We start from the raw sequence: 22,194 nt of genomic DNA, 5'->3' as shown, positions 1-22,194 counted from the left end.
CGTCAGTGGTCGGCGCCGACGGTGTCCGCGGCGTTGCCTGCCGCGCCCGCGGGGATCGCGGCGGAGCCGTTGACCGGGTGCGGGGCGCCGAGCGCCGAGACGGGCGCGTCCGCGACGCCGAGGCGCCGCGCCGTGTCCAGCAGCTTGGTGAGCTGCCCGGAGTCGGGCCCTCCAGCCTTGATGAGCCGCATGAGCAGCGCCGAGATCGTCAGGTTCTTCACATCGGACGAGCTGATCGAGCCGAGCAGCCGGGTGATGTCCTCGGGGAAGCTCGACGACCCGTCCAGCCACGGCCCGGCCAGCTTCTTGGCCACCTCCGAGTGCTCGACGAAGCCGTCCACGCTCTTGCCGAGCGCGATGGAGTTCATGAGCCGGTCGAAGAACATGCCGTCGCCGCCCACGATGCTGATGTCGGCCTTCTCCAGCCCTGCCGCCAGCACGACGGCCTGCGACTCGGCGATGGAGCGCTGGGCGTCGAACCCGGCGAGCCGCAGGTCCTTCTCGGCCTCCAGCCGCAGGCGGTACTCCTCGTGGGAGCGGCTGGCGTCGTCCAGCGCGGCCATGGCCGCGGCCTTCTCCGTGAGGCCCTCGGCCTCGGCCTTCAGCCTCTCGCCCACGGCGGTGGCGGCCACGAGGGTCTTCTCCCGCTCCACGGCGGCCTCGGCGCGGCCGACCTTCTCGATGGCCTCGGCGCCCCGCTCGCGCACCTGCACGTCGGCCAGGCCGGTCGCGGCCGCCTCCGCCTGGATCCCCTCGGCCAGGCGGATCTTCGCCCGCGCGTCGAACTCGGCGGCCTGCTGGCGCGCCTCGGCCAGCACGAGCTGCTCACGTGCCTTGTGCCCGGCCGCCGCCTCGGCGGCCTCCGCGGCCTTGATGTCCTTGACCAGGCCCTCCTGCGCCTCGGCCTCGGCCTGGATCACCAGGGTCTGGCGCAGCCGCTCGGCCTCCTCGACGGCGCGTAGGCGCTTGATGATCTCCTCCTGCTCGGCCACGGTCCTCTCCACCGCGATGCGCTCGCGGATGATCTCCGCCATGGTGCGCTTCTCGGTCTCCAGCTCCTTGTCCTTGGAGATCGTGGAAAGCTGCGTCTCCCGCTCGCGGGCGATGACCTCCAGCTGGCGGTCCTTCTCGATCCGTTCGGTCTCGATCGCGATGACCCGCTCGCGGTTCTTCTCGGCGACCGCGACCTCCCTCGCCTTGTTCTCCTCCTGGACGCCGAGCTGCTCGGCGGTGCGCATGTGGGCGGTCTCGGCCTTCAACCGCTCCTCGGCGCGCACCCGGGAGATCTCGGCCTCCTCGCGGGCCCGCATGGTCTCGACCTCGCGCTTCTGCTTGATCTCCGCGTCGGCCTGCCGGCGCTCAAGCTCCAGAATCGCCTCCCGCGCGTCCACGTTCTGGCGGGTGATCTCCTTCTCCTCGTGGCGCTGGAACTCGTTCGTGCGTACGTGCTCGATGGAGGTGAGCTCGGTGATCTTGCGGATGCCCTGGGCGTCGAGGATGTTCGCCGGGTCGAGCTGCGACATGGGCGTCTGCTCAAGGAGGTCGATCGCGGCGTCCTCAAGGCTGTAGCCGTTCAGGTCGGTGCCGATGACCTGGATGATCTGGTCCCGGAACTCGTCGCGCTTGGTGTAGAGGTCGACGAAGTCCAGTTGCTTGCCGACGGTCTTCAGCGCCTCGGAGAACTTCGCGCTGAACAGTTCCTGGAGCGTTCCCTGGTCGCTGGCGCGTGCGGTGCCGATGGCCTGGGCCACCTTCACCACGTCCTCCACGGTCTTGTTGACGCGGACGAAGAACGTGATGCGGATGTCGGCGCGGATGTTGTCCCGGCAGATCAGGCCTTCCTGGCCGGACCGTTCGATCTCGATGGTCTTCACCGAGATGTCCATGATCTCGGCCTTGTGGAGGACGGGCAGCACCACCGCTCCCGTGAACGTCACGTCGACCGACTTGACCTTGGAGATGATCAGCGCCTTGCCCTGCTCGATCTTGCGGAACAGACGGGTGATCACTATGAGCGTGGCGATGACGATGACGAGGACGACGGCCAGGAGCACGCCGAAGCCGGTGGAGATGACGTCCAATGGGGTCCCTTACTTGGTCGGTGCGTCGGGGTCGAGTTCGGCGTCGTAGGGCGTGACCCAGAAGAACTCGCCGTCCGCGTCGTAGTCGAAGATCAGAGCGGTGTCGCCCGCGCGCAGCACTCCCTCGCGCCTCCCGCGGCTGTCGCCGGGGTGGGCACTCGGGTCGCGCGCGGCCGAAGGCTCGGGCCCGTTCCCGCCCCGGGAGGCGGGCTCGACGCCGAGCCCGTCCCGGAGCGCGTGGCCCGGCCACTGCAACTGCCTGACCTGGATGACGGCGGACGAGCCGTCGGACGCCCTGGCCTCGGCCTGGCCGAAGTCGGCTCCCACCCGTCCCGTGCGGATGACGCAGATCCTGCCCACGAAGTCGTTGCGGGACGGCGCCCGGTGAACCGCGAAGACGCGGCGCAGAGGCAGCACCAGCAGGCGGGTGACCACCCACGCCCAGGCGAGCGCCACGGCGAGCAGGGCGGCGCGCGTGCCCCCCGACGGGGAGCCGACCAGGGCCGTACCGGCCAGGCTGATGAACCACGCGAAGGCGATCAGCAGCGAGAACGCCACGGTCGCGGGCACCCCGCCCAGCCCGAGGACGCCGAGCGGCCCGATGTCGTGGCCCGCGCCCGTGGCGTCGTCCGCGTCCAGGACGTCGAGGCCGGCCCCACCCAGCAACACGAGCGCCCAGTATCCGACGACCACTACCAGTAAGAAACTGAAGATGACGGCGGGAAAACTCAGTGCCGTGTCGACGAACTCCCCCATCGATGTGCTAGCCCCCTGGTAACCGGTTCCCCCGAACCGATAAACGACTGTATAGCGGGAAAGTTCCTATTTTTAAGGACTAAGCGGAAGTTCGGTGGAACCGGACGTTTCGGACACCCATAATTGACACATGGGACACCGAATTCTGATCATCGAGCACGAGGCCGAGGCCGGCCCAGGGTTCCTCGCCGCGTGGCTGGCGGACGCCGGGATGACCTGTGCGGTCGCCCGGCCGTACCTGGACGGGGAGATCCCGGGTCTCCGCACCGGCGACGGCGGCCGGGTGGACGGCCTCATCGTGCTCGGCGGCGCGGCCTCCGCCTGGGACGACGAGGGATATCCCTGGCTGCCCGCCACGCGCGAGCTCATCAGGAACTCGGTGGACGCGGGGCTGCCCACCCTCGGCATCTGCCTTGGCGCCCAGCTGATGACCCTGGCCTGCGGGGGAGAGGTGGAGCGGGGCACGGAGGGCCTGGAGGTCGGCCTCCGGCCGGTGTCGCTCCTGCCCGCCGCCGAGGACGACCCGCTGTTCGCCCGGCTCCCGCCCACGGTCCGCTCGGTGCAGTACCACCAGGACGCCATGACGGCCCTGCCGCCCGGCGCGGTGCCGCTGGCGACGGCGGAGCAGTACCCCAACCAGGCCTACCGCCTCGGCTCCTCGGCGTGGGCGGTGCAGTTCCACCCGGAGGCGACGCCCGAGATCTTCCTGTCCTGGACCGGCCCGAACGCCGGTGAGCTGCGCGAGGGCGGGTTCGACGTGGACGGCCTGGACGCCTCGGTGCTCGCCGCGCACGACGAGCTGGTGCGCACCTGGCGTCCCCTCGCGGAGGCCTTCGCCGCCGTCGTCGCGGGCGACCGCGCGATGGCCGAGGGGTGACACGCCGGATCGCCAATGAACAATGACCGCTTTGTTGTTATTTGCCGTCGCGCCGGGGCCGGACACCCCTTTCTATTCCCGGTGACCGGGCGATTACGGCGCGGAACCACTAACGACGCGGCCGTGAGTGACCGGCTACTTTGGGCATTGTGAACGCCGAGTCCCGTATGCAGACGACGGCCGGGCGCCTGGCCAGGCTGGGCTTCGCCGACGGAGCCCAGGCCGAGCGGCTTCTCGACGAGCTCGGGCCCGAGGCGGTGGGCGATCTCGACCTGCTCGCGGCGCTCGTCAGCGCCGCCGACCCCGACCTCGCGCTCACCTCGCTCAACCGCCTGGCCGAGCGCGACCCGAGCGTCCTCGGCGCGCTGCGCGCCGATCCCGGGCTCCGAACCCGCCTGCTCGGCGTCTTCGGCCTGTCCGCCGCGCTCGGCGAGCACGTCGTGCGGCACCCCGAGCACTGGAGGCTGCTTTCGGGCGAGCAGGCGGTCCAGCGCATGCCCGAGCGCGACATGCGGTCCGAGCTCCTCGAGGCCGTCGGCGCCGACCCGTCCGAGGCCGAGCCGCACGCCCCGCACGGCGGCACCGACACGATGTCGGCCCTGCGCGTGGCCTACCGCGGCCGGTTGCTGCACCTCGCCGCGCGCGACATCACCGGCCAGGCCTCGCTCTCCCAGGTCACCGCCGAGCTGTCCGACCTCGCCGCCGCCGCGCTGGAGGCGGGTCTCGCCATCGCCCGCTCCGACCATCCCGAGAGCTCGGACGTACGGCTCGCGGTGATCGGCATGGGCAAGTGCGGCGCCCGCGAGCTGAACTACATCAGCGACGTCGATGTGATCTTCGTCGCCGAGCCCAGGGACGGCGTCGACGAGACCAAGGCGCTCCAGGCGGCGACGCGGCTCGCCCAGGGCATGATGCGGGCCTGCTCCACCAGCACCCCCGAGGGCGCCCTGTGGGAGGTCGACGCGGCGCTGCGCCCCGAGGGCAAGGCCGGCCCGCTCGTACGCAGCCTGGCCAGCCACCTCACCTACTACCGCCGCTGGGCCAAGACCTGGGAGTTCCAGGCGCTGCTCAAGGCGCGCCCCGTCGCCGGGGACATGGAGCTCGGCGAGGAGTACGTCGCCGCGGTCAACGAGCTGGTCTGGCACGCCGCCGCCAGGGACCACTTCGTCGAGGACGTCCAGGCGATGCGGCGCAAGGTCGAGGCGAACGTCCGCGCCAGCGAGGCCGACCGGCAGATCAAGCTCGGCCCCGGCGGCCTGCGCGACATCGAGTTCGCCGTCCAGCTCCTCCAGCTCGTGCACGGCCGCTCCGACGGCCTCCTGCGCCGCCGCGCCACCCTGCCCGCGCTGGCCGCCCTCTCGCGAGGCGGCTACGTCGGCAGGGACGACGCGAAGGCCCTCGCCGAGGCGTACAGCTTCCTGCGGCAGGTCGAGCACCTGCTCCAGCTCCACCGCCTGCGCCGCACGCACGTCGTGCCGGAGAACGTCACCGACCTGCGCCGCATCGGCCGTGGCCTCGGCATGATCGTCGACCCGGTGGGGGAGTTCACCACCCGCTGGAAGCGGCACGCCATGGAGGCGCGGCGGCTGCACGAGAAGCTGTTCTACCGCCCGCTGCTCCAGGCCGTCGCCCGGCTGCCCGGAGAGGAGGCCCGGCTGTCCACGGCCGCCGCCTCCGCGCGGCTGTCGGCCCTCGGGTACGCGGACCCCGACGGCGCGCTCCGGCACATCGCCGCGCTGACCAGCGGCGTCTCGCGACGGGCGGCGATCCAGCGCACCCTGCTGCCCGTCATGCTCGGCTGGTTCGCCGACGCGCCCGACCCCGACGCCGGCCTGCTGGGGTTCCGGCAGGTCAGCGACAAGCTCGGCGCCACCCCCTGGTACCTCCGCCTGCTCCGCGACGAGACCGCGGTCGCCGAGCGCATGGCGAGGCTCCTCGGCACCAGCCGCTACGCCACCGGGCTGCTGCTCAACGCCCCCGAGGCCGTCGCCATGCTCGGCTCCGACGGCGAGCCGGCCGTCCGCCCGAAGGCCTCGCTCGCCGCCGAGGCGGGCGCGTCCGTGGAGCGCCACTCCCACGACGCGGAGACCGCCGTCGCCTCCGTCCGCGCGCTCCGCCGCCGCGAGCTGTTCCGCACGGCCGTGGCCGGGCTGGTCGGCCGCATCGACATCGAGGAGGTCGGCCAGGCCGTCTCCGAGCTCAACGACGTCACCATCCAGGCCGCCCTGGACGCGGCGATCCACAAGATCTCACTGGAGCGGCGCGGCGACTTCCCCACCCGCTTCGCGGTGATCGCCATGGGGCGCCTCGGCGGGTACGAGTCCTCGTACGGCAGCGACGCCGATGTGATGTTCGTCCACTCGCCGCTTCCGGGCGCGGACGAGAAGGTCGCGACCGACGCGGCGCACGCGGTGGCCAACGAGATGCGCCGCCTGCTGGCCAGGGCCGCACCGGACCCGCCGCTGCAGATCGACCCCGACCTGCGGCCGGAGGGCCGTCAGGGCCCCCTGGTCCGCACCCTGTCGTCGTACGCGGCGTACTACCGCCGCTGGTCGTCGCCGTGGGAGTCGCAGGCCCTGCTCCGCGCCCGCTTCTCTGCGGGCGATCCCGAGCTCGGGGCCGAGTTCACGGCCCTCATCGAGCCTCTGCGGTACCCGCCGGACGGCATCAGCGACTCCGCCGTCCGCGAGATCCGCAGGCTGAAGGCCCGCATGGAGGCCGAGCGGCTGCCCAGGGGCGCCGACCCCCTGCTGCACACCAAGCTCGGCAGGGGCGGGCTGTCGGACGTCGAGTGGCTGGCGCAGCTGATCCAGCTCAGGCACGCGTTCGACGTGCCCGAGCTGCGCACCACCCGCACGCTGGAGGCCCTGCGCGCCGCCGTCGGGGCCGGGCTGCTGGCCGCGACCGACGAGGAGGTGCTCGCCGAGGCCTGGCGGTTCGCCTCCCAGATCCGCGACGCCATCATGCTGGTGCGCGGCCGGGCCGGTGACAGCATCCCCGCCGACGTGCGCGAGCGGGCGCTGATCTCGCGTGCCCTCGGCTACGCCCCGGACGGCGCCGAGGACTTCGTCGAGGACTACCTCAGGACCACCCGCCGCGCCCGGGCGGTCGCCGAGCGCGTGTTCTACGGCGGCTGACGCGGGGCCGGTCATGACAACCGATCCATCCCCGGCGACGTCAGATCATCGCGGCCACCGTCGTGGAAGGTCCCTCTACCCCCCGGGTGATCTCCTTGAACTCTGTCTACATCGACCTCGCCATCGGCCTCGTGCTGGCGTTCCTGCTGTTCTCCCTGCTCGTGAGCGGCGTGAACGAGGGTCTCGTACGGCTGCTCGGCATCCGCAGCAAGTTCCTGTGGGCCTACCTCGCCGACACGCTCGACGGGGCGCGCGGCAAGAGGTCGTGGATCCCGAGCACGGTCGGCGAGGTCTTCGCGCGGCTGCCCTTCAGCAAGGACGCGCGGCCGGAGTTCAGCCCGCTTCCCGCTCCGATGCGGAGCACGGCCACCACGTGGTCCGGCCGGCTGTACGAGCGGCTCCGCGAGATCGACCACAACAAGGACGGGAAGACGAGCATCGCCTCGATCCCGCCCGGGCGGTTCGCGGTGGCGATGATGGAGATCGTCACCAGCGAGGGCGGCGTGCCAGCCCTGCTGGCCAAGCTGGAGGCGGACGGCAGCCCGTTGTACGGGCCGCTGAAGAGCGTGTGGGACACCGCCCACGAGAACCTGGACGCGTTCCGCAAGGGCGTGGAGGAGTGGTTCGACGGCGAGATGCAGCGGCTCACCATGCTGTACCGCCGCTACGTCCGCTGGGTCATCGCCGCCCTCGGCCTGGTGCTCACCCTGGTGTTCAGCATGGACTCGCTGGAGTACGGCAGGGCGATCCTCACCGACAACGCCATCAGGGCACAGGTGGCCGCCACGGCCGACGGAGGAGTGCAGTCGCTGTCGGGCCTGCGGGACAAGTGCCCCGACCATCCCGCCGACCCGTACGCCTGCGTGACCGAGGTGCTGTCGGCCCCGGCCTTCGTCCAGATCGTGGGCAACGCCCCGGTTTCGGTGCGGATCCCCGACAGCGGCAGCCCCAAATGGACCTGGAACGGCGGGGAGTGGCTCCACCGCATGGTGAGTCCCGGCCACTGGCCCGGCTTCCTGATCACCTTCTTCGCCCTGCTGTTCGGCGCCCCCTTCTGGTGGGACATCTTCCGCCGTCTCACCGGGATCCGGGTACGCGCCGGCGAGACCACGAAGTAACCGCAATACCCCCCAAACCACGACAAATGACTTCATATAGTGACATATGTAGAGTTGCCGATAAATGCGGAATTAGGTGCCAGGCTTGGCATTCGTGCCCCGGGATGTCCCAGGTCAGAGGGGTAGGAGACCCGTAACTCATTCCTCGGGATGGTTGGGGGGCCATGGCCATGGGGGGCTTCGGGATACGCGGTATCGGAGTTCTGTCACTCAGCGTGATCGCGCTAGCCGGGTGCATGCAAGGAGAGACCAAGGTCGTGGCGCAGCCCGCCGCGTCCGGCAAGTCGGCCAAGCCGGCGAACGCCCAGGAGGCACGCAAGGCGGCGATGGCGCGGGCGGCCAAGGTCAAGGCCAACGAGCTCGGCCAGATACCCGTGCTCATGTACCACCGAATCGTGGCCAAGCCCGCCGGCCCGGACGACCGGACCCCGGAGCAGTTCCGCACCGAGCTGGAGCGGCTGGCGAAGGACGGCTACGTCCCGATCACGGCCAAGGAGTACACCACCGGCAGGATCGGCATCCCCGCGGGCACGCACCCGGTCGTGCTGACCTTCGACGACTCCTCGCCGTCCCAGCTCACGCTGGACGGCTCGGGCGCGCCGAAGCCGGACACCGCCGTCGGCATCCTCAGGGACGTCGCCCACAAGCACCCGGGCTTCCGGCCGGTCGCCACCTTCTATGTCATCAAGGACATGTTCGGGACGTTCGGGCCTGAGGCGCAGGCGCAGGTCCTCGGGTGGCTGCGGGACAACGGCTACGACATCGGCAACCACACGCGCGACCACCTCAACCTGCGCGGCCGTACCAAGGAGCAGGTCACCGAGCAGATCACCGCGGGCCACAAGCTGATCACCTCACTGATCAAGGACGCCCCGGCCACGCTCGCCCTGCCGTACGGCAACCAGCCGAGCACCAAGGACTGGGCGATCCGCGGCTCGGCCGGTGACGTCCGCTACAACTACAACGGGGTCTTCCTGGCGGGCTACACCCCGGCGGCCTCGCCCTTCAGCAAGGACTTCGACCCGCTCGGGATCCCGCGCATCAGGGCCATGGACAAGGTCGGCGACTGCGCCAGGTTCTGCTCCACGGCCTGGCTCGACTGGCTGAACGCCCACCCCGAGGACCGCTACACCTCCGACGGCGACATCAACACCGTGGCCTACCCCAAGTTCAAGAACCCCTACGCGGCCCCACGCATCACCCGCTACTCCCTGCCCTACTGACAGCCCCGTCAAAGGCCGGCAGGTCATCGGCGGGTGGTCGACCCGGATCGGCGCGGGTCATCAGCGCGGGTCAGTGCAGATCCAGCGCCATGAGGACGACCAGCCCGATGAGGTGGGCCACCACGAGGAACACGAGCAGGAAGACGAATATGAACTTCGCCGGCCCGTGCTCGAAATGCTCCCCCTCCTTGAGGGGTGGCAACTGGGCGCGGCGCTCGGCCAGTCGCTCCTCGATGGGCTTGCGACCAAACAATGAACTGCCTCTCGATAGGGGCAGCCGTGCCTTCGCCTGCCCACAAGAACCATAACGTCGGGGCTCCCATGGAGGCTTCCTGAGCCAGAGCCGCCGGTACGCCGGGCTTGAGGTGACTCTATGAGCGTATATGCCGCCATGCCCGCCCCCTGACCAGGCCCCTCGGCTGGCCAAGCCCCTCAGCGCCGGGCGGCTCAGCGCCGGGCGGCTCAGCGCCGGGCGGCGAAGAACGCGCGGACGTCGCCGGGCCGTGACGGAACGGCCCAACACGTCGCCGTGGACGCAGAGTGAATCACGACATATCGTGAGATCATTGATGATATAGACCCGATGGACATCCCTCCTCAAGGAGAACCCACCATGACCAGCAAGAGCACCAAGTCGCTCGTGCAGGAGCTCTTCCAGGCGGTGACCAAGCTGACCTCGGGCGTCATCGGCAACCCCATAAACCCGGGCCCCGTCGTCGACCCCAAGACCCACCGGCCCACCACCCCACCGCGCCGCCGTCGCTGACACCCCGCACACGAAAGGCCGCCGGTCGCAAGTCTCCGATGGAGAAACGCGACCGGCGGGAGCCTTGACGCGCCTTAACGCGCAGGGGTTCTTGGCGATCAGCTCGTTATCCACGGCCGACTGACCGTCTCATCTCACAGCCGCGAACGCCCCGTCCTGCTCCGGGAGGACGGGGCGTTTCGCTTTGCCACGTACTCACATCACAGAGGAGAAAGCACGCGAGTGGGGACGCTGCGTCCCCGCTGAGTCTCCTTCCCCGTATACAAGATGTCCCCAGAACGTCCGGTGGAGTCCTGACCGTTGCGGCTTACCCGATCAACACTTAATATTTAGGAAGCTTTCTTAAGCATTTTGGGGGACGAGTCGCCCGGGAGGCGTCCATGTCTCTGTTCCGCCGACTAGCCACCGCCTGCGTCGTCGCCGCAAGCCTCCTGCCGTCGATCGCCCCCGCGAGCGCGGCCGTCGCCTACGAGCGGGTCGCCTACTTCGCCCAGTGGGGCATCTACCAGCGGAACTTCCTCGTCAAGAACGTCGACACCAGCGGCGCTGCCTCCAAGCTCACCACGATCAACTACGCGTTCGGAAACGTCAGCGAGCAGGGCCTGTGCTTCGAGGCCAACGAGGCCGGAGTGGGCGACGCGTGGGCCGACTACCAGAAACGGTTCAAGGCGGGCGAGTCGGTCGACGGAGTCGGAGACGTCGTCACCCAGCCGCTGGCTGGCAACTTCAACCAGCTCAGAAAGCTCAAGGCCAAGCACCCCGGCCTGAAGGCGCTGATCTCCCTGGGCGGCTGGACCTGGTCGAAGTACTTCTCCAACGCCGCTCTGACCCCCGCCTCCCGCCAGGCGTTCGCCGCGTCCTGTATCGACCTGTACCTCAAGGGCAACCTCCCCAAGATCGGCACCTCCCCGCACGGCGGGCCCGGCTCCGGCGCGGGCGTCTTCGACGGCATCGACATCGACTGGGAATGGCCCGGCTCCGAGGGCAACGTCGGCAACGTCGTCCGCCCCGAGGACAAGCAGAACCTCACCCTGCTGCTGGCCGAGCTCCGCCGCCAGCTCGACGAGTACGGCGCGCAGACCGGCAGGCACTACTACCTGACGGCGTTCCTCCCCGCCGACCCCGCCAAGATCGACGCCGGGGTAGGGGTGCCGGGGGTCTTCTCCTCGCTCGACTTCGCCACCGTGCAGGGTTACGACTTCAACGGGCCGTGGAACAGCAGGACCGGCCACCAGTCCAACCTCTACTCCAACCCGAACGACCCGTCAGCGGAGAAGTTCAGCGTGGACGCCGCCGTCGGCGCCTACCTGTCCCGCGGCGCCCCCGCAGGCAAGATCGTCGTCGGCGTCCCCGCCTACGGCAAGGGCTGGAAGGGCGTCCCCAACACGAGCAACGGCCTCTACCAGACCTCCACCGGGCCCGCCCGCGGTACGTACGAGAACGGCACCGAGGACTACAAGAAGATCGTCGCCAACCGCGGCACCCGCTACCGCGACACCGCGATCGGCGCCCTCTGGCTCTACGACGGCAGCAACTGGTGGAGCTACGACGACCCCACGCTGCTCACCCAGAAGGCCCAGTACATCAAGGCCCGTGGCCTCGGCGGCTCCATGATGTGGTCCCTCGACGGCGACGACGCCCAGGCCTCCCTCACCACCGCACTCTGGAACGAGCTGAAGTAGGTTCGATCCGATCACGCCGGTCCGACGACGGCGCGCAGGAAATCACGGTCATAGGGCAACCCTGCCTGGGCGAACAGTTCGCCCGGGTGCCTGTACCGCTTCAAAAGTCGTCGCAGGGTGCTTGACCCGCAGGCCGACCTGAGGTGGCAGTGCGGGCAAGATCGGTTCTTGTGGCTCTCCGTCTCCTCTACTTACTCATGATTCGGTTGTTCGGCTGGCTGGCGCTACTGGGTCGAAGCGAAGCGATCAAGAATGTCGACGAGCGGCATCTGCGGTCGGTGCTGATCGAGTATGTCGATCATTACAACGGTCGTCGGCCGCACCAATCCCGACAGCAGCGATCACCCGATCACGATGAGCGGACCGTCGTTCCGCTGGAGGGGCGGATCAAGCGTCGGGAGGTGCTCGGCGGGCTGATCAACGAGTATCACCGAGCCGCGTAGCCGCTCCAGAGAGTCCCAGCTCAAGCCGCATGTGATGGGTTTTGAAGCGGTACAGAGTCGTTGTCCCGTTCGGGCAAACTTTGCACCTGGTCTTGCGCTGTCCGGACCTACGTTGCGGACGGGCGGCGTGTCTTGCCCGACACGCCGAACTCGGGCAGTTTGGTCGGCCGGACGTCCAGCGAACCTCGAATACGAGCCGTTGGTCAGCGCGTCGGCGGGTGCAAGGTTCAGCCGGCCTGCAGCTGACCGCGACAGATGCCGCTGGGCAGGTGGAGGAGGGCCTGCCCGGCGGCATCGACGAAGTGCGTTATCCCGCGTATGTGACGGTCTTGCCGCAGTAGCTTGGCGGCAGGGTGTGCACCGGATTGCGGCATACCTGGACCGTTAGCCGAGTCAGGGCTGAGGCGGTGCTGTTGCCGCCGAGGGTGAACTGGAATCCCTTGACGCCATTGTCGACCGTCACCGTCTTGTAGCCGACGACGGCGCTGCCGCTGTACGCGGTGAAGATTGCCGTGCTGGAGTAGTCGTCGAGGGCGCAGCCCGGTGTGGTGCCGTCGGGGGTTGGCCGGTCGACGACCTCGCCGCTAACTTCAACCGCGAAGGGCGCGACGGGCCCAGGCGTGGACCAAAGGAGGGTTCCTTTGGTGGTCCCGTGGGGGCAGGTGTCGAGGTAGGGGTTCGTGGAGTCGGCGTAGAAGGGCTGGGGCGGTGCGATATCGGCGTGGGCAGGCGCCGCCCACAGGGTGAGGGCTGCCACCATAGCGGCGGTGGCGGCTAGTGCGCCGCGGATGATGCTCATGTGCCGTCCTTGTCTCGGGGGGTGACCGTGCGGGCACGGTTATAGGAAGCGACGCACGTGAACGTATCAAATCCGTCGTGGGTCGTGAACGACGATTTGGCGGGGCCTGAACTCATCCGGATGGCCCTACCTTCAAGGCTGGCGATATTCGCCATGAAAGCCCGAGGTTAGACACAGCAGAGCATGAGCATCCCGAGGTGAAGGTCCAGTGCCGGGACGGGGCGGCGGCCGCGTTAGGACGCCTAACAAAAGTGGTGGGCTTGACCTGGTCAGAGGTCGGTGTCGTGCACGAGGCCGCCGGGTGGCGGGACGCGGTCAGCCGCGTAATCGCACGCGATAAACCTGGCGACGTCGGCGATCATCCCCGGGATACTGGTCGCCCATGGATGAGGTCAAAGTCGTCGTCGCCCATTCCGAGCGCGCGACTCTGCGCGTCGGTGACGTGTTCTTGAAGGTGGACGCCGATCAGGCGCGCATCGACGTCGAGGTCGAGGCGATGTCCCTCGCGCCGGTCCCGACCCCGGAGGTCCTGTGGCGCAAGCCGCCCGTGCTCGCGATCGCCGCACTCCCGGGGACGACGCTTGGGCGCCTCGGCGGGCCGTCGACCGGGTCGCTGGCGGCGTGGGCCGCGGCGGGCGCCGCCATCCGGAAGCTGCACGAAGCGCCCCTGCCGCCCCTGCCGGGCCGGGCCGGGCCGGCCGGAGCATCGTCGCGCTGGCGGCGGAACTCGACGACGAGTGCGAGTTGCTCGTGACGAACGGCGTCCTGCCCGCCGACCTGGTCACCCGCAACCGCCAGGTCGCCGAGGCCGCGCTCCGGCCGTGGACTCCGGCGTTCACACACGGCGACCTGCAGATCGCGCACGTCTTCGTCGACGGCGACGAGGTCACCGGCATCATCGACTGGTCCGAGGCGGGCCAGGGTGATGCCCTGTACGACCTCGCCACCTTCACGCTCGGACACGAGGAGCACCTCGACGACGTCATCGCCGGCTATGGCACCGACATCGACCTCGACGTGATCCACGCGTGGTGGTCGTTGCGAAGCCTGCTGGCAGTTCGCTGGCTGATCGAGCACGGCTTCGACCCCTTCGCGCCGGGCTGTGAGGTCGACGTGCTGAGATCCCGGATGTGAGGCTGCGCGGGCTCGGCGAGGAAGAGTCCGCTGTAGACGAGAATGCCGATCTCCTCGCGCGCGAACTCGAAGAAGGCGCGCCAAGTGTCCGGCCACGAGGACCCCGGGTTCACGCTGCGGACCTACACACACTTCATGCCGTCGGGGGAGGAGCGCATGCGAAAGGCCGTCGAGCGTGCCCTCAATGGCGGGACGGTCGACGGCCTTTCGCGGGAGGCCTGAGTGCCCTGTGTGTGCCCTGGCGGCTCAACCGCCAGTGTTTACACAGGTCAGAAGCTCAGGGGCTCAGACGTCGTAGTAGAGCTCGAACTCGTGCGGGTGGGGGCGGAGGCGGATCGGGTCGATCTCGTTCTCGCGCTTGTAGGCGATCCAGGTCTCGATCAGGTCGGGCGTGAAGACGCCGCCTTCGAGGAGGAACTCGTGGTCGGCCTCCAGCGCGGCGAGGACCTCGGGCAGCGACCCGGGCACCTGCGGGACCGCGCCGGCCTCCTCGGGAGGAAGCTCGTAGAGGTCCTTGTCGACCGGCTGCGCGGGCTCGATCTTGTTGCGGATGCCGTCGAGGCCCGCCATGAGCTGTGCCGCGAACGCGAAGTACGGGTTGCAGGACGGGTCGGGCACGCGGAACTCGATGCGCTTGGCCTTGGGGTTCGACCCCGTGATCGGGATGCGGATGCAGGCCGACCGGTTGCGCTGGGAGTAGACCAGGTTGACCGGCGCCTCGTACCCCGGCACCAGGCGATGGTAGGAGTTCACCGTCGGGTTGGTGAAGGCCAGCAGCGCCGGCGCGTGCTTGAGCAGGCCGCCGATGTAGTAGCGGGCCATGTCCGACAGGCCGGCGTAGCCCACCTCGTCGTAGAAGAGCGGCTCGCCGTCCTTCCAGAGCGACTGGTGGCAGTGCATGCCGGAGCCGTTGTCCCCGAAGAGCGGCTTGGGCATGAAGGTGACCGTGTGGCCGTACTCGACCGCGGTGTTCTTGATGATGTACTTGTACAGCATCAGGTTGTCGGCGGTCTTGAGCAGCGTGCCGAACCGGAAGTCGATCTCGGCCTGGCCGGCGGTGCCCACCTCGTGGTGCTGCATCTCGGTCTCGATGCCGGAGTCGATCAGGCGGCGGACCATCTCGGAGCGCAGGTCGGTGAAGTGGTCCATCGGCGGCACCGGGAAGTAGCCGCCCTTGTAGCGCGGCTTGTACCCGAGGTTGCCGCCCTCCTGGGCCTTGCCGGTGTTCCAGGCGCCCTCGATCGAGTCGATGTGGTAGTAGGCCTCGCTGGAGCTGCTGGCGAAGCGCACATCGTCGAAGATGTAGAACTCGGCCTCGGGGCCGAAGAACGCGGTGTCCGCGATGCCGGTGCCCTTGAGGTACTCCTCAGCCTTGCGAGCGACGTTGCGCGGGTCGCGGCTGTAGGCCTCGCCGGTCAGCGGGTCGTGGACGAAGAAGTTCATGATGAGGGTCTTGTGCTGACGGAACGGGTCCAGCACGGCGGTCGACGGGTCGGGCAGCAACAACATGTCCGACTCGTGGATGGCCTGGAACCCGCGGATCGAAGATCCGTCGAACATGAGACCGTCAGTGAAGACGCTGGCGCCAAAGTTTTCCACGGGGAAGGTGAAGTGGTGCGTCGTGCCGGGCAGGTCGGTAAACCTGACGTCGACGAACTGCACCCCTTCGTCCCTTATGAACTTCAGGACGTCGTCGGCGGAGCTGAACATCCAACCTCCCAGGGGCACGGGCTTGCAGACTCGAAGGTAGGCCTGTGCCGTTTCCACCCCATGTCTCGTTTGTTTCGCCGATGTTAAGCGGAGGGGGGTGTGCCGCTGGAAGGACCAACGCGGCCACTCGGTATCTTACCTGCATGAACAAGCAACCGAGATGGACGCAGACGTGGATCAGCGGCACCCGCGCCACAGGCGTCGATCTCGGCTATCCGGGCGAGAGACTGGGCCTTCCGAAGGAGGGCGCCGGGTCGGTGTCCGGGTTCGGCAGGCGGCTCGGCGCGATCACCGTCGACTGGCTGATCTGCACCTGGGCGATCACCCGCGGCCTGCTGGGCGCCGACCCCCGCAGCGCCGGCTGGGTCGGCCTCGGGGTCTTCGCCCTGGAGTACATCGTGCTGGTCGGCACCATCGGCTCGACGCTCGGCATGAAGCTGTTCGGCATCAGGGTGGCCGCCCTCGACGGCGGCAGGCCCGCGTTCGGCGCTGTGCTGCTGCGCACGCTGCTGCTCTGCCTCGCCGTGCCCGCCCTGGTCTGGGACCGCGACCAGCGCGGCCTCCACGACAAGGCCGCCGGCACCGTCGTCGTCCGCGGCTAGCCGTACGGGCCGGAGCGGCCGGGGCCGGTCGTACGGGGGGAGCCCGGTCCGGCCGTACGGGCCGGAGCGGCCGAGGCCGGTCGGGCGGGCGGGAGCGGTCCGGTCGTACGGGCCGGAGTGGCCGCGGCTAGGCGGGGCGCGCGCCGCCGTTCACGCAGGAGAAGATCGCCGTGCCGGGGATGTGCCGGCCGCGCAGCGGGCTCCAGCCGCCCCACGTGCGGTCGTGACCGGAGGGCCACTCCGGCTCGGTGAGCGACGTGAGCGTCAGGCCGGACTCCGCGATGAGCCCCACCCAGTCGCCCAGCGTGCGGTGGTGCTCGACGTACGAGGGCTCGCCGTGATCATCGTGCTCGACGTACGGCGAGCGGTCGAAGTACGACCGGTCGGAGGTCAGGCCGCGCGACCCCGGATCGTCGGGGAACGCCCAGCGGATCGGGTGGCTGACGGAGAAGACGAACAGGCCGCCCGGCAGCAGGACCCTGCGGACCTCGGCCAGCACGGCCCCCGCGTCGGCGACGAACGGCAGCGCGCCGAACGCCGAGCAGGCGAGGTCGAAGGACCCGCCGGCGAAGGGGATGCGCCCGGCGTCCGCCTGGACCACGGGCAGCCGCGTGCCGAGCTCCTCGTCGATGCGCCGTGAGTGCTGGAGCTGACGGCGGGACAGGTCGAACGCGGCCACCTCGGCCCCCTGGCCGGTGAGCCACCGCCCGCACTGCCCGGCCCCGCAGCCGATCTCCAGGACCCGCCGGCCGCGCACGTCGCCCAGCAGCCGCGCGGAGGCCTCGTCGAGCCCCTCGGGACACCAGACGAAGCCGGCGTCCCGCAGGAACCCGCCGTGCTCGGCCTGGTACTCGTCCGCGGCGGAATCCCACCAGCGGCGGTTGGCGCGTACGGTCGGCTCGTCGCCCACCGCGCGCCGGTCGGCTCCGGAGGTGCCCGGCATCACCGCATCTTGCCGCGGGGCATGCGCGCGCCCTTCGGCATCGGGCCCTTCGGCACGGGAATCGACTGCGGCAGCGCCTTGAGGCGGTAGTTGACCTCGGAGACCGCGGGCTTCTTCAGGTTGCGGGGGAGCTTCATCAGGTGGCGCTGGAGCTTCTTGAGGGGGATCTGACCCTCGCCGTCGCCGCACTGGATGTCGTACACCGGGACGTCGATGGCGACCCGCTGGACGCGCTTCTTCTCGGCCACGAGCATCTTCTGCACCCTGGCGCCGGGGCCCTCGGAGACCAGGACGACGCCGGGGTAGCCCACGGCCCGGTGCACCAGGTCCTGGTCGCGGGTGACCGCGACGGCGGGGGTGACCTGCCAGTTGCCGCGCATGCTCTGCAGGATCGCCGCGGCGGCGCCCGGCTGCCCGCCGAGCATGGAGTACTGCGCCCGCTGGGCGAGCTGCCCGAAGATCACCATGCCGACCGTGATGCCGACCATGACGCCGAGGACGGACAGTTGCCACACCAGGCCCGTCACGAGCCCGAGGACGACGAAGACGGCCAGCGTGGCGACCGCCGACGCGTAGACGATCGGCATCCCCTTGGGGTTGGCCTTCTTGATGATCTGGGCGATCATCCGGAGTTGCTTGATGCGCCCCGGGCGCTCTGGGTCTGCGGGCTTGGCCATGGTTAAAGGATACAAATGCGGAGCTGAAGAAAGGAAAACGTGACCTGAAGACCGGTCAGACCGTGACCGTAAGGGTCGCCGTCAGTCGCCGGTCGGCCACGCTGTGTCCGATCTCGACCGTATAGTCCCCGGGGGCGGTGCGCCAGCCCGCTTCCGTCCACTCCTGGAAGGCCCGCTCGGGCAGGGTGACCGTGGTGAGGACGGTCGTGCCGGGCTCCGCCCTGACCACGTCGAAGCCCGCCAGCCACCGCGAAGGGCGATCCGCGGACGAGACGCGGGACAGGTAGACCTGCACCACCTCGCGCCCCGCCCGCTCGCCGGTGTTGGTCACCGCCACCGTCACCGAGGCGCCGCCCGTCACCGGGGTCGCCGCGACGCTGTCGTAGGACCAGGTGGTGTAGCCGAGCCCGTGCCCGAACCAGAAGGCCGGGGCGCGGCCCGTGCGCTCCCACGCCCGGTAGCCGACGAACAGCCCTTCGTCGTAGCGGACCTCGCCGCCGACGGGGGTGACGTCGAGCACGGGGACGTCCTCGGTGCGCGCGGGCCAGGTGGTGGGCAGCCGCCCGCCGGGCTCGGCGTCGCCGAACAGCACGTCGGCCAGGGCGTCCCCGGCCTCCTGACCGGGGAACCAGGTCAGCAGCACGGCGGCGACCTGGTCGAGCCAGGGCATCTCGACCGGGGACCCGGCGTTGACCACCACGATCGTGCGCGGGTTGGCGGCGGCCACCCGGGAGATCAGCTCATCCTGCCTGCCGGGGAGGGCGAGGCTCGTGCGGTCGAAGCCCTCGCTCTCGACCTCGGTGGTCGTGGCCGCCACCACCACCGCCACATCGGCCCCCGCGGCGATGCCGGCGGCCTCGGCGATGAGCGTCTCGTCGTCGGCGCAGGGATCGGCGTGGCCGAGGGCGAAGGCGATGAACCCCATGCCGTTGAACACGGAGGTCGCGTGATGCACGGCGAGCTCGACGGGAGCGCCCGCCTCCAGCTCGACGACGATGCGGCGCTCGGGAGGGGCGAGGAAGCCCGACAGCGGGTCGCCGTCCGGAGGCAGGATCGTCTCGTCCAGTACGGTGTGGCCGTCCACGGCCAGCGTGAACACGCCCGCGCCCGAGATCGAGAACTGGTGCGGCCCGCACACCTCGGGGGTGAAGGCCGTGCGGAGCTCCACGGCGGCCATGCGGGAGGCGTCGACGCCGGGCGGGAGCTCGCCGATCCAGCGGGCCTCGGCGGTGCGCAGAGGATGCTCGGCCAGCGTCTCGCCATCGGCGGAAAGGAAGAGCGCCCGGGCGGGCGCGGCGAGCGGCGCGAGGCGGACGCGGGGTTCGTTGCCGAGCGAGTGGCGCACGTCGACCCCCTCGCGGCGGCGCAGCCCCCGCAGCGGGGAGACGATCTCGTCGGGGAAGACCTGCGCGCTGCCGCCGCCCATGATGCGGGCCTCGGCCGCGGCCGACCCGATCAGCGCGACGCTGCGGACTCCCCGCAGCGGCAGCAGGCCGCCCTCGTTGCGCAGCAGGGTGAACGAGCGGGCGGCGACCTCGCGGGCGAGGGCCCTGCCGTCGGCCGGGGCGGGCAGAGCGCGCGGCGGGGCGTCGCCGAGTGCGCCGACCCGCTCGGCCAGGCGCAGCACGCGGCGCACCTTGTCGTCCACGACGCTCTCGGGCACCCGCCCCTGCCGGACGGCCTCGACGAGCCGGTCACCCCACGGGCCGTACGGGCCGGGCATCGCGACGTCCAGCCCGCCCAGGGCGGCCGCCTCGGTGGAGCGCGTGGCGGTCCAGTCGGAGACGACGAACCCGTCGAAGCCCCACTCGCCCTTCAGCACGCCCCGCAGGAGCGCGCCGTGCTCGGTCATGGTGGTGCCGTTGGTGGAGTTGTAGGCGGCCATGACGCCCCAGGCGCCGGCCCGGACCACCCGCTCGAACGGCGCCAGGTAGATCTCGCGCAGCGCGCGCTCGCCGGCCACGACGTTGACGGTGAACCGCTCGGTCTCGAAGTCGTTGGCGACGAAGTGCTTGGGCGTGGTGGCGACGCCGCCCTCCTGGACGCCCTCGACGTACGCCGCGCCGATCTCGCCGGTGAGCAGGGGGTCCTCGGAGAGGCACTCGAAGTGGCGGCCGGCGAGCGGGCTGCGGTGGATGTTGATCGTCGGGGCGAGCAGGACGTGCACGCCCTTGCGGCGGGCCTCCTGGGCGAGCAGGCGCCCGGCCCGCCGGACCAGCTCGACGTCCCAGGTGGCCGCCAGCGCGGTGGGGCTCGGCAGGGCGATCGACGGGTCGGAGGAGGACCACTGCTCGCCGCGCACCCCGATCGGCCCGTCGCTCATCACCAGGCGGCGAAGGCCGATCTCGGGCATCGCCGGGAGCGACCACATGCCGGCACCGCTGAGCAACCGGACCTTGGAGGGCAGGTCGAGCTCGCCGATGAGTTCCTCGATGTCCACGACGCTCCCGTAGAGGGGAAATCAGGCGCGGCCCCGCGAGGGACGCGCGCCTGATCGATCAGGGCGACCGGCTCAGGCCGTCTGACGCGCCTCGACGGCCTGCCGGTAGAGACGGCCCGCGCGGTAGGAGGACCGGACCAGCGGGCCGGACATGACCCCCGCGAAGCCGATCTCCTCGGCGACCTGCTGGAGCTCGACGAACTCCTCGGGCTTGACCCAGCGGTCGACGGGGTGGTGGCGCGGCGTCGGGCGGAGATACTGCGTGATGGTCAGCAGGTCGCACCCGGCGGCGTGCAGGTCGCGCATCGCCTGGACGATCTCCTCGCGCTCCTCGCCCATGCCGAGGATGAGGTTGGACTTGGTGACCAGGCCCGCCTCCCGCGCCATCGTGATGACCTGGAGGGAGCGGTCGTAGCGGAAGGCCGGGCGGATGCGCTTGAAGATGCGCGGCACGGTCTCGATGTTGTGCGCGAAGACCTCGGGACGGCTGGAGAAGACCTCTTCGAGCTGGTCGCGGTGGCCGTTGAAGTCGGGCACCAGCAGCTCGACGCCGCATCCGGGCACCATGGCGTGGATCTGCCGCGCGGTCTCGGCGTACAGCCAGGAGCCGCCGTCGGGCAGGTCGTCACGGGCGACGCCGGTGACGGTGGCGTAGTGCAGGCCCATCTGCACCACGGACTCGGCGACCCTGCGCGGCTCGTCCCTGTCGTACTCGGCGGGCTTGCCGGTGTCGATCTGGCAGAAGTCGCAGCGGCGCGTGCACTGGTCACCGCCGATGAGGAAGGTGGCCTCGCGGTCCTCCCAGCACTCGGAGATGTTGGGACAGCCGGCCTCCTGGCACACCGTGTGCAGGCCCGCGCCCTTCACGAGTGATTTGATCTCGTTGAAGTTCGGCCCGTTCCTGAGCCGGGTCTTGATCCACGGGGGCTTGCGCTCAATGGGGGTCTGGCTGTTGCGCACCTCCAGGCGGAGGAGCTTACGGCCTTCAGGAGCAACGGTCACGCGCTCAAGCTTACGTCTCCTCGCCCGCTGACCGGGCGCGGGGTCCTCCGAGGTGGGGACGGCCTGACCGGCCGGTCACATGCGGCCGGACAGGAGGTCCTCCTCCTGGACGTCGAGGCCTTCGGCGCCGAGCGCCTCGGCCAGCCGCTTCTCGGCGAAGGGGAGGACCTCGTCGACCGTGATGCGCCGCCCGGTCTCGGCCGACAGCGACGTCACCCCCGCGTCGCTGATGCCGCACGGGATGATGCGGTTGAACCAGCTCGGGTCGTTGGCGCAGTTGAGCGCGTAGCCGTGCATCGTCACGCCACGGGCCACCCGGATGCCGATCGCGCCCAGCTTGCGGTCGGGCAGGCCGCTGGCGGGATCGCCGGCGACCCAGACGCCGCTGCGGCCCGCGACGCGGCCCGCCACCACGCCGAAGTCGGCGCACACCTGGATCAGCGACTCCTCCAGCAGGCGGACGTACGCGATGACGTCGAGCGCCTCGGTCAGCCTGACGATGGGATAGCCCACGAGCTGGCCGGGACCGTGCCAAGTGATCTTCCCGCCCCGGTCGACGTCGATGACGGGGGTGCCGTCGACGGGGCGCTCCTCGGCACTCGTGCGCTTGCCCGCGGTGTAGACCGGGGCGTGCTCCAGCATGAGGCACGTGTCGGGGATCACACCCGCGACCCGGCGGGCGTGGACCTCACGCTGGAGCTCCCACGCCTGCTCGTAGGGGACGTCGACTCCGAGGCGGACGAGCGCGAGCCTGCCAGCCCCGCCGCCCGCGATGCTTTCCTGGTTGGCCTGGTCGGCGCGCTC

Annotated in this window: 20 protein-coding genes; 10 read left to right on the top strand and 10 right to left on the bottom strand. The window is 70.1% G+C overall.

What is annotated here, in order from left to right; all coding sequences use genetic code 11:
* Positions 1-2: 2 nt before the first annotated feature.
* Positions 3-2,081, bottom strand: a complete 2,079-nt coding sequence (locus ACOZ38_RS31950; protein ID WP_424534789.1) for an SPFH domain-containing protein — start codon at positions 2,079-2,081, stop codon at positions 3-5.
* A gap of 9 nt (positions 2,082-2,090) precedes the next feature.
* Positions 2,091-2,837, bottom strand: a complete 747-nt coding sequence (locus ACOZ38_RS31945; RefSeq protein WP_424534788.1) for a hypothetical protein — start codon at positions 2,835-2,837, stop codon at positions 2,091-2,093.
* A gap of 130 nt (positions 2,838-2,967) precedes the next feature.
* On the opposite strand from ACOZ38_RS31945, the gene ACOZ38_RS31940 reads away from it, so the two are divergent.
* The 4 genes from ACOZ38_RS31940 to ACOZ38_RS31925 all read left to right on the top strand — a co-directional run bounded on the left by ACOZ38_RS31940 (position 2,968) and on the right by ACOZ38_RS31925 (position 9,192).
* On the top strand, positions 2,968-3,714 hold the full coding sequence (locus ACOZ38_RS31940; RefSeq protein WP_424534787.1) for a type 1 glutamine amidotransferase: 747 nt from the start codon (positions 2,968-2,970) through the stop codon (positions 3,712-3,714).
* 167 nt (positions 3,715-3,881) lie between these two features.
* Positions 3,882-6,851, top strand: coding sequence for a bifunctional [glutamine synthetase] adenylyltransferase/[glutamine synthetase]-adenylyl-L-tyrosine phosphorylase (locus ACOZ38_RS31935; protein WP_424537122.1), 2,970 nt, complete (start codon positions 3,882-3,884; stop codon positions 6,849-6,851).
* A gap of 95 nt (positions 6,852-6,946) precedes the next feature.
* Positions 6,947-7,969 carry a hypothetical protein gene (locus ACOZ38_RS31930; RefSeq protein ID WP_424534786.1) on the top strand — a complete coding sequence of 341 codons (1,023 nt, stop codon included), beginning with the start codon at positions 6,947-6,949 and terminating at the stop codon, positions 7,967-7,969.
* Between the two features lie 257 nt (positions 7,970-8,226).
* Positions 8,227-9,192 (top strand): polysaccharide deacetylase family protein, encoded by a 966-nt coding sequence (locus ACOZ38_RS31925; RefSeq protein ID WP_424534785.1) that lies wholly within the window; start codon positions 8,227-8,229, stop codon positions 9,190-9,192.
* Positions 9,193-9,262: 70 nt separating this feature from the next.
* Here ACOZ38_RS31925 and ACOZ38_RS31920 read toward each other — a convergent pair whose 3' ends face one another.
* Positions 9,263-9,445 carry a hypothetical protein gene (locus ACOZ38_RS31920; RefSeq protein ID WP_405139245.1) on the bottom strand — a complete coding sequence of 61 codons (183 nt, stop codon included), beginning with the start codon at positions 9,443-9,445 and terminating at the stop codon, positions 9,263-9,265.
* A gap of 360 nt (positions 9,446-9,805) precedes the next feature.
* Between ACOZ38_RS31920 and ACOZ38_RS31915 the strand changes: the two genes are divergently transcribed.
* From ACOZ38_RS31915 to ACOZ38_RS31905, 3 genes are all read left to right on the top strand, one after another.
* On the top strand, positions 9,806-9,958 hold the full coding sequence (locus ACOZ38_RS31915; protein WP_424534784.1) for a hypothetical protein: 153 nt from the start codon (positions 9,806-9,808) through the stop codon (positions 9,956-9,958).
* 380 nt (positions 9,959-10,338) lie between these two features.
* The gene (locus ACOZ38_RS31910; protein ID WP_424534783.1) at positions 10,339-11,640 is read left to right on the top strand and encodes a glycoside hydrolase family 18 protein; all 1,302 of its coding nucleotides are present in this window, start codon (positions 10,339-10,341) and stop codon (positions 11,638-11,640) included.
* 197 nt (positions 11,641-11,837) lie between these two features.
* Positions 11,838-12,083, top strand: a complete 246-nt coding sequence (locus tag ACOZ38_RS31905) for a hypothetical protein (RefSeq protein ID WP_424534782.1) — start codon at positions 11,838-11,840, stop codon at positions 12,081-12,083.
* Between the two features lie 307 nt (positions 12,084-12,390).
* Here the strand turns inward: ACOZ38_RS31905 and ACOZ38_RS31900 are convergent, their stop codons facing one another.
* Positions 12,391-12,882, bottom strand: a complete 492-nt coding sequence (locus ACOZ38_RS31900) for a hypothetical protein (RefSeq protein ID WP_424534781.1) — start codon at positions 12,880-12,882, stop codon at positions 12,391-12,393.
* Positions 12,883-13,413: 531 nt separating this feature from the next.
* Between ACOZ38_RS31900 and ACOZ38_RS31895 the strand changes: the two genes are divergently transcribed.
* Together ACOZ38_RS31895 and ACOZ38_RS31890 are read left to right on the top strand one after the other, a co-directional pair.
* On the top strand, positions 13,414-14,016 hold the full coding sequence (locus ACOZ38_RS31895) for a phosphotransferase (protein WP_424534780.1): 603 nt from the start codon (positions 13,414-13,416) through the stop codon (positions 14,014-14,016).
* 84 nt (positions 14,017-14,100) lie between these two features.
* Complete coding sequence (locus ACOZ38_RS31890) at positions 14,101-14,238, top strand: hypothetical protein (RefSeq protein ID WP_424534779.1); 138 nt, start codon at positions 14,101-14,103, stop codon at positions 14,236-14,238.
* A 63-nt stretch (positions 14,239-14,301) separates the two neighbouring features.
* Here the strand turns inward: ACOZ38_RS31890 and glnA are convergent, their stop codons facing one another.
* Positions 14,302-15,726 carry a type I glutamate--ammonia ligase gene (glnA, locus tag ACOZ38_RS31885; RefSeq protein ID WP_405139211.1) on the bottom strand — a complete coding sequence of 475 codons (1,425 nt, stop codon included), beginning with the start codon at positions 15,724-15,726 and terminating at the stop codon, positions 14,302-14,304.
* 143 nt (positions 15,727-15,869) lie between these two features.
* On the opposite strand from glnA, the gene ACOZ38_RS31880 reads away from it, so the two are divergent.
* Positions 15,870-16,328, top strand: coding sequence for an RDD family protein (locus ACOZ38_RS31880; protein WP_424534778.1), 459 nt, complete (start codon positions 15,870-15,872; stop codon positions 16,326-16,328).
* A gap of 127 nt (positions 16,329-16,455) precedes the next feature.
* On the opposite strand, the gene ACOZ38_RS31875 is transcribed toward ACOZ38_RS31880, so the two are convergent.
* From ACOZ38_RS31875 to lipB, 5 genes are all read right to left on the bottom strand, one after another.
* Positions 16,456-17,271 carry a class I SAM-dependent methyltransferase gene (locus ACOZ38_RS31875; RefSeq protein ID WP_424534777.1) on the bottom strand — a complete coding sequence of 272 codons (816 nt, stop codon included), beginning with the start codon at positions 17,269-17,271 and terminating at the stop codon, positions 16,456-16,458.
* Positions 17,271-17,948, bottom strand: coding sequence for a DUF4191 domain-containing protein (locus ACOZ38_RS31870; protein ID WP_424534776.1), 678 nt, complete (start codon positions 17,946-17,948; stop codon positions 17,271-17,273). Before ACOZ38_RS31870 ends, ACOZ38_RS31875 begins: the two co-directional genes overlap by 1 nt.
* 55 nt (positions 17,949-18,003) lie before the next feature.
* The gene (locus ACOZ38_RS31865) at positions 18,004-20,388 is read right to left on the bottom strand and encodes a beta-glucosidase family protein (protein ID WP_424534775.1); all 2,385 of its coding nucleotides are present in this window, start codon (positions 20,386-20,388) and stop codon (positions 18,004-18,006) included.
* Positions 20,389-20,460: 72 nt separating this feature from the next.
* On the bottom strand, positions 20,461-21,390 hold the full coding sequence (gene lipA, locus ACOZ38_RS31860; protein ID WP_405139202.1) for a lipoyl synthase: 930 nt from the start codon (positions 21,388-21,390) through the stop codon (positions 20,461-20,463).
* A 75-nt stretch (positions 21,391-21,465) separates the two neighbouring features.
* Complete coding sequence (gene lipB / locus ACOZ38_RS31855; RefSeq protein WP_405152097.1) at positions 21,466-22,164, bottom strand: lipoyl(octanoyl) transferase LipB; 699 nt, start codon at positions 22,162-22,164, stop codon at positions 21,466-21,468.
* Positions 22,165-22,194 lie beyond the last annotated feature (30 nt).

Origin of the sequence: Sphaerisporangium viridialbum (assembly GCF_049674955.1) — a bacterium.
In the GTDB taxonomy this organism is placed as follows: domain Bacteria; phylum Actinomycetota; class Actinomycetes; order Streptosporangiales; family Streptosporangiaceae; genus Sphaerisporangium; species Sphaerisporangium viridialbum.
This window is presented reverse-complemented; position numbering and strand designations above follow the sequence as displayed.

Coding starts and splice junctions, on each gene's coding strand:
- glnA (WP_405139211.1), bottom strand. CDS start 15,726: ATGTTCAGCTCCGCCGACGACGTCCTGAAGTTCATAAGGGACGAAGGG.
- ACOZ38_RS31945 (WP_424534788.1), bottom strand. CDS start 2,837: ATGGGGGAGTTCGTCGACACGGCACTGAGTTTTCCCGCCGTCATCTTC.
- ACOZ38_RS31940 (WP_424534787.1), top strand. CDS start 2,968: ATGGGACACCGAATTCTGATCATCGAGCACGAGGCCGAGGCCGGCCCA.
- ACOZ38_RS31910 (WP_424534783.1), top strand. CDS start 10,339: ATGTCTCTGTTCCGCCGACTAGCCACCGCCTGCGTCGTCGCCGCAAGC.
- ACOZ38_RS31905 (WP_424534782.1), top strand. CDS start 11,838: ATGATTCGGTTGTTCGGCTGGCTGGCGCTACTGGGTCGAAGCGAAGCG.
- ACOZ38_RS31880 (WP_424534778.1), top strand. CDS start 15,870: ATGAACAAGCAACCGAGATGGACGCAGACGTGGATCAGCGGCACCCGC.
- ACOZ38_RS31935 (WP_424537122.1), top strand. CDS start 3,882: ATGCAGACGACGGCCGGGCGCCTGGCCAGGCTGGGCTTCGCCGACGGA.
- ACOZ38_RS31870 (WP_424534776.1), bottom strand. CDS start 17,948: ATGGCCAAGCCCGCAGACCCAGAGCGCCCGGGGCGCATCAAGCAACTC.
- ACOZ38_RS31875 (WP_424534777.1), bottom strand. CDS start 17,271: ATGCCGGGCACCTCCGGAGCCGACCGGCGCGCGGTGGGCGACGAGCCG.
- ACOZ38_RS31915 (WP_424534784.1), top strand. CDS start 9,806: ATGACCAGCAAGAGCACCAAGTCGCTCGTGCAGGAGCTCTTCCAGGCG.
- ACOZ38_RS31900 (WP_424534781.1), bottom strand. CDS start 12,882: ATGAGCATCATCCGCGGCGCACTAGCCGCCACCGCCGCTATGGTGGCA.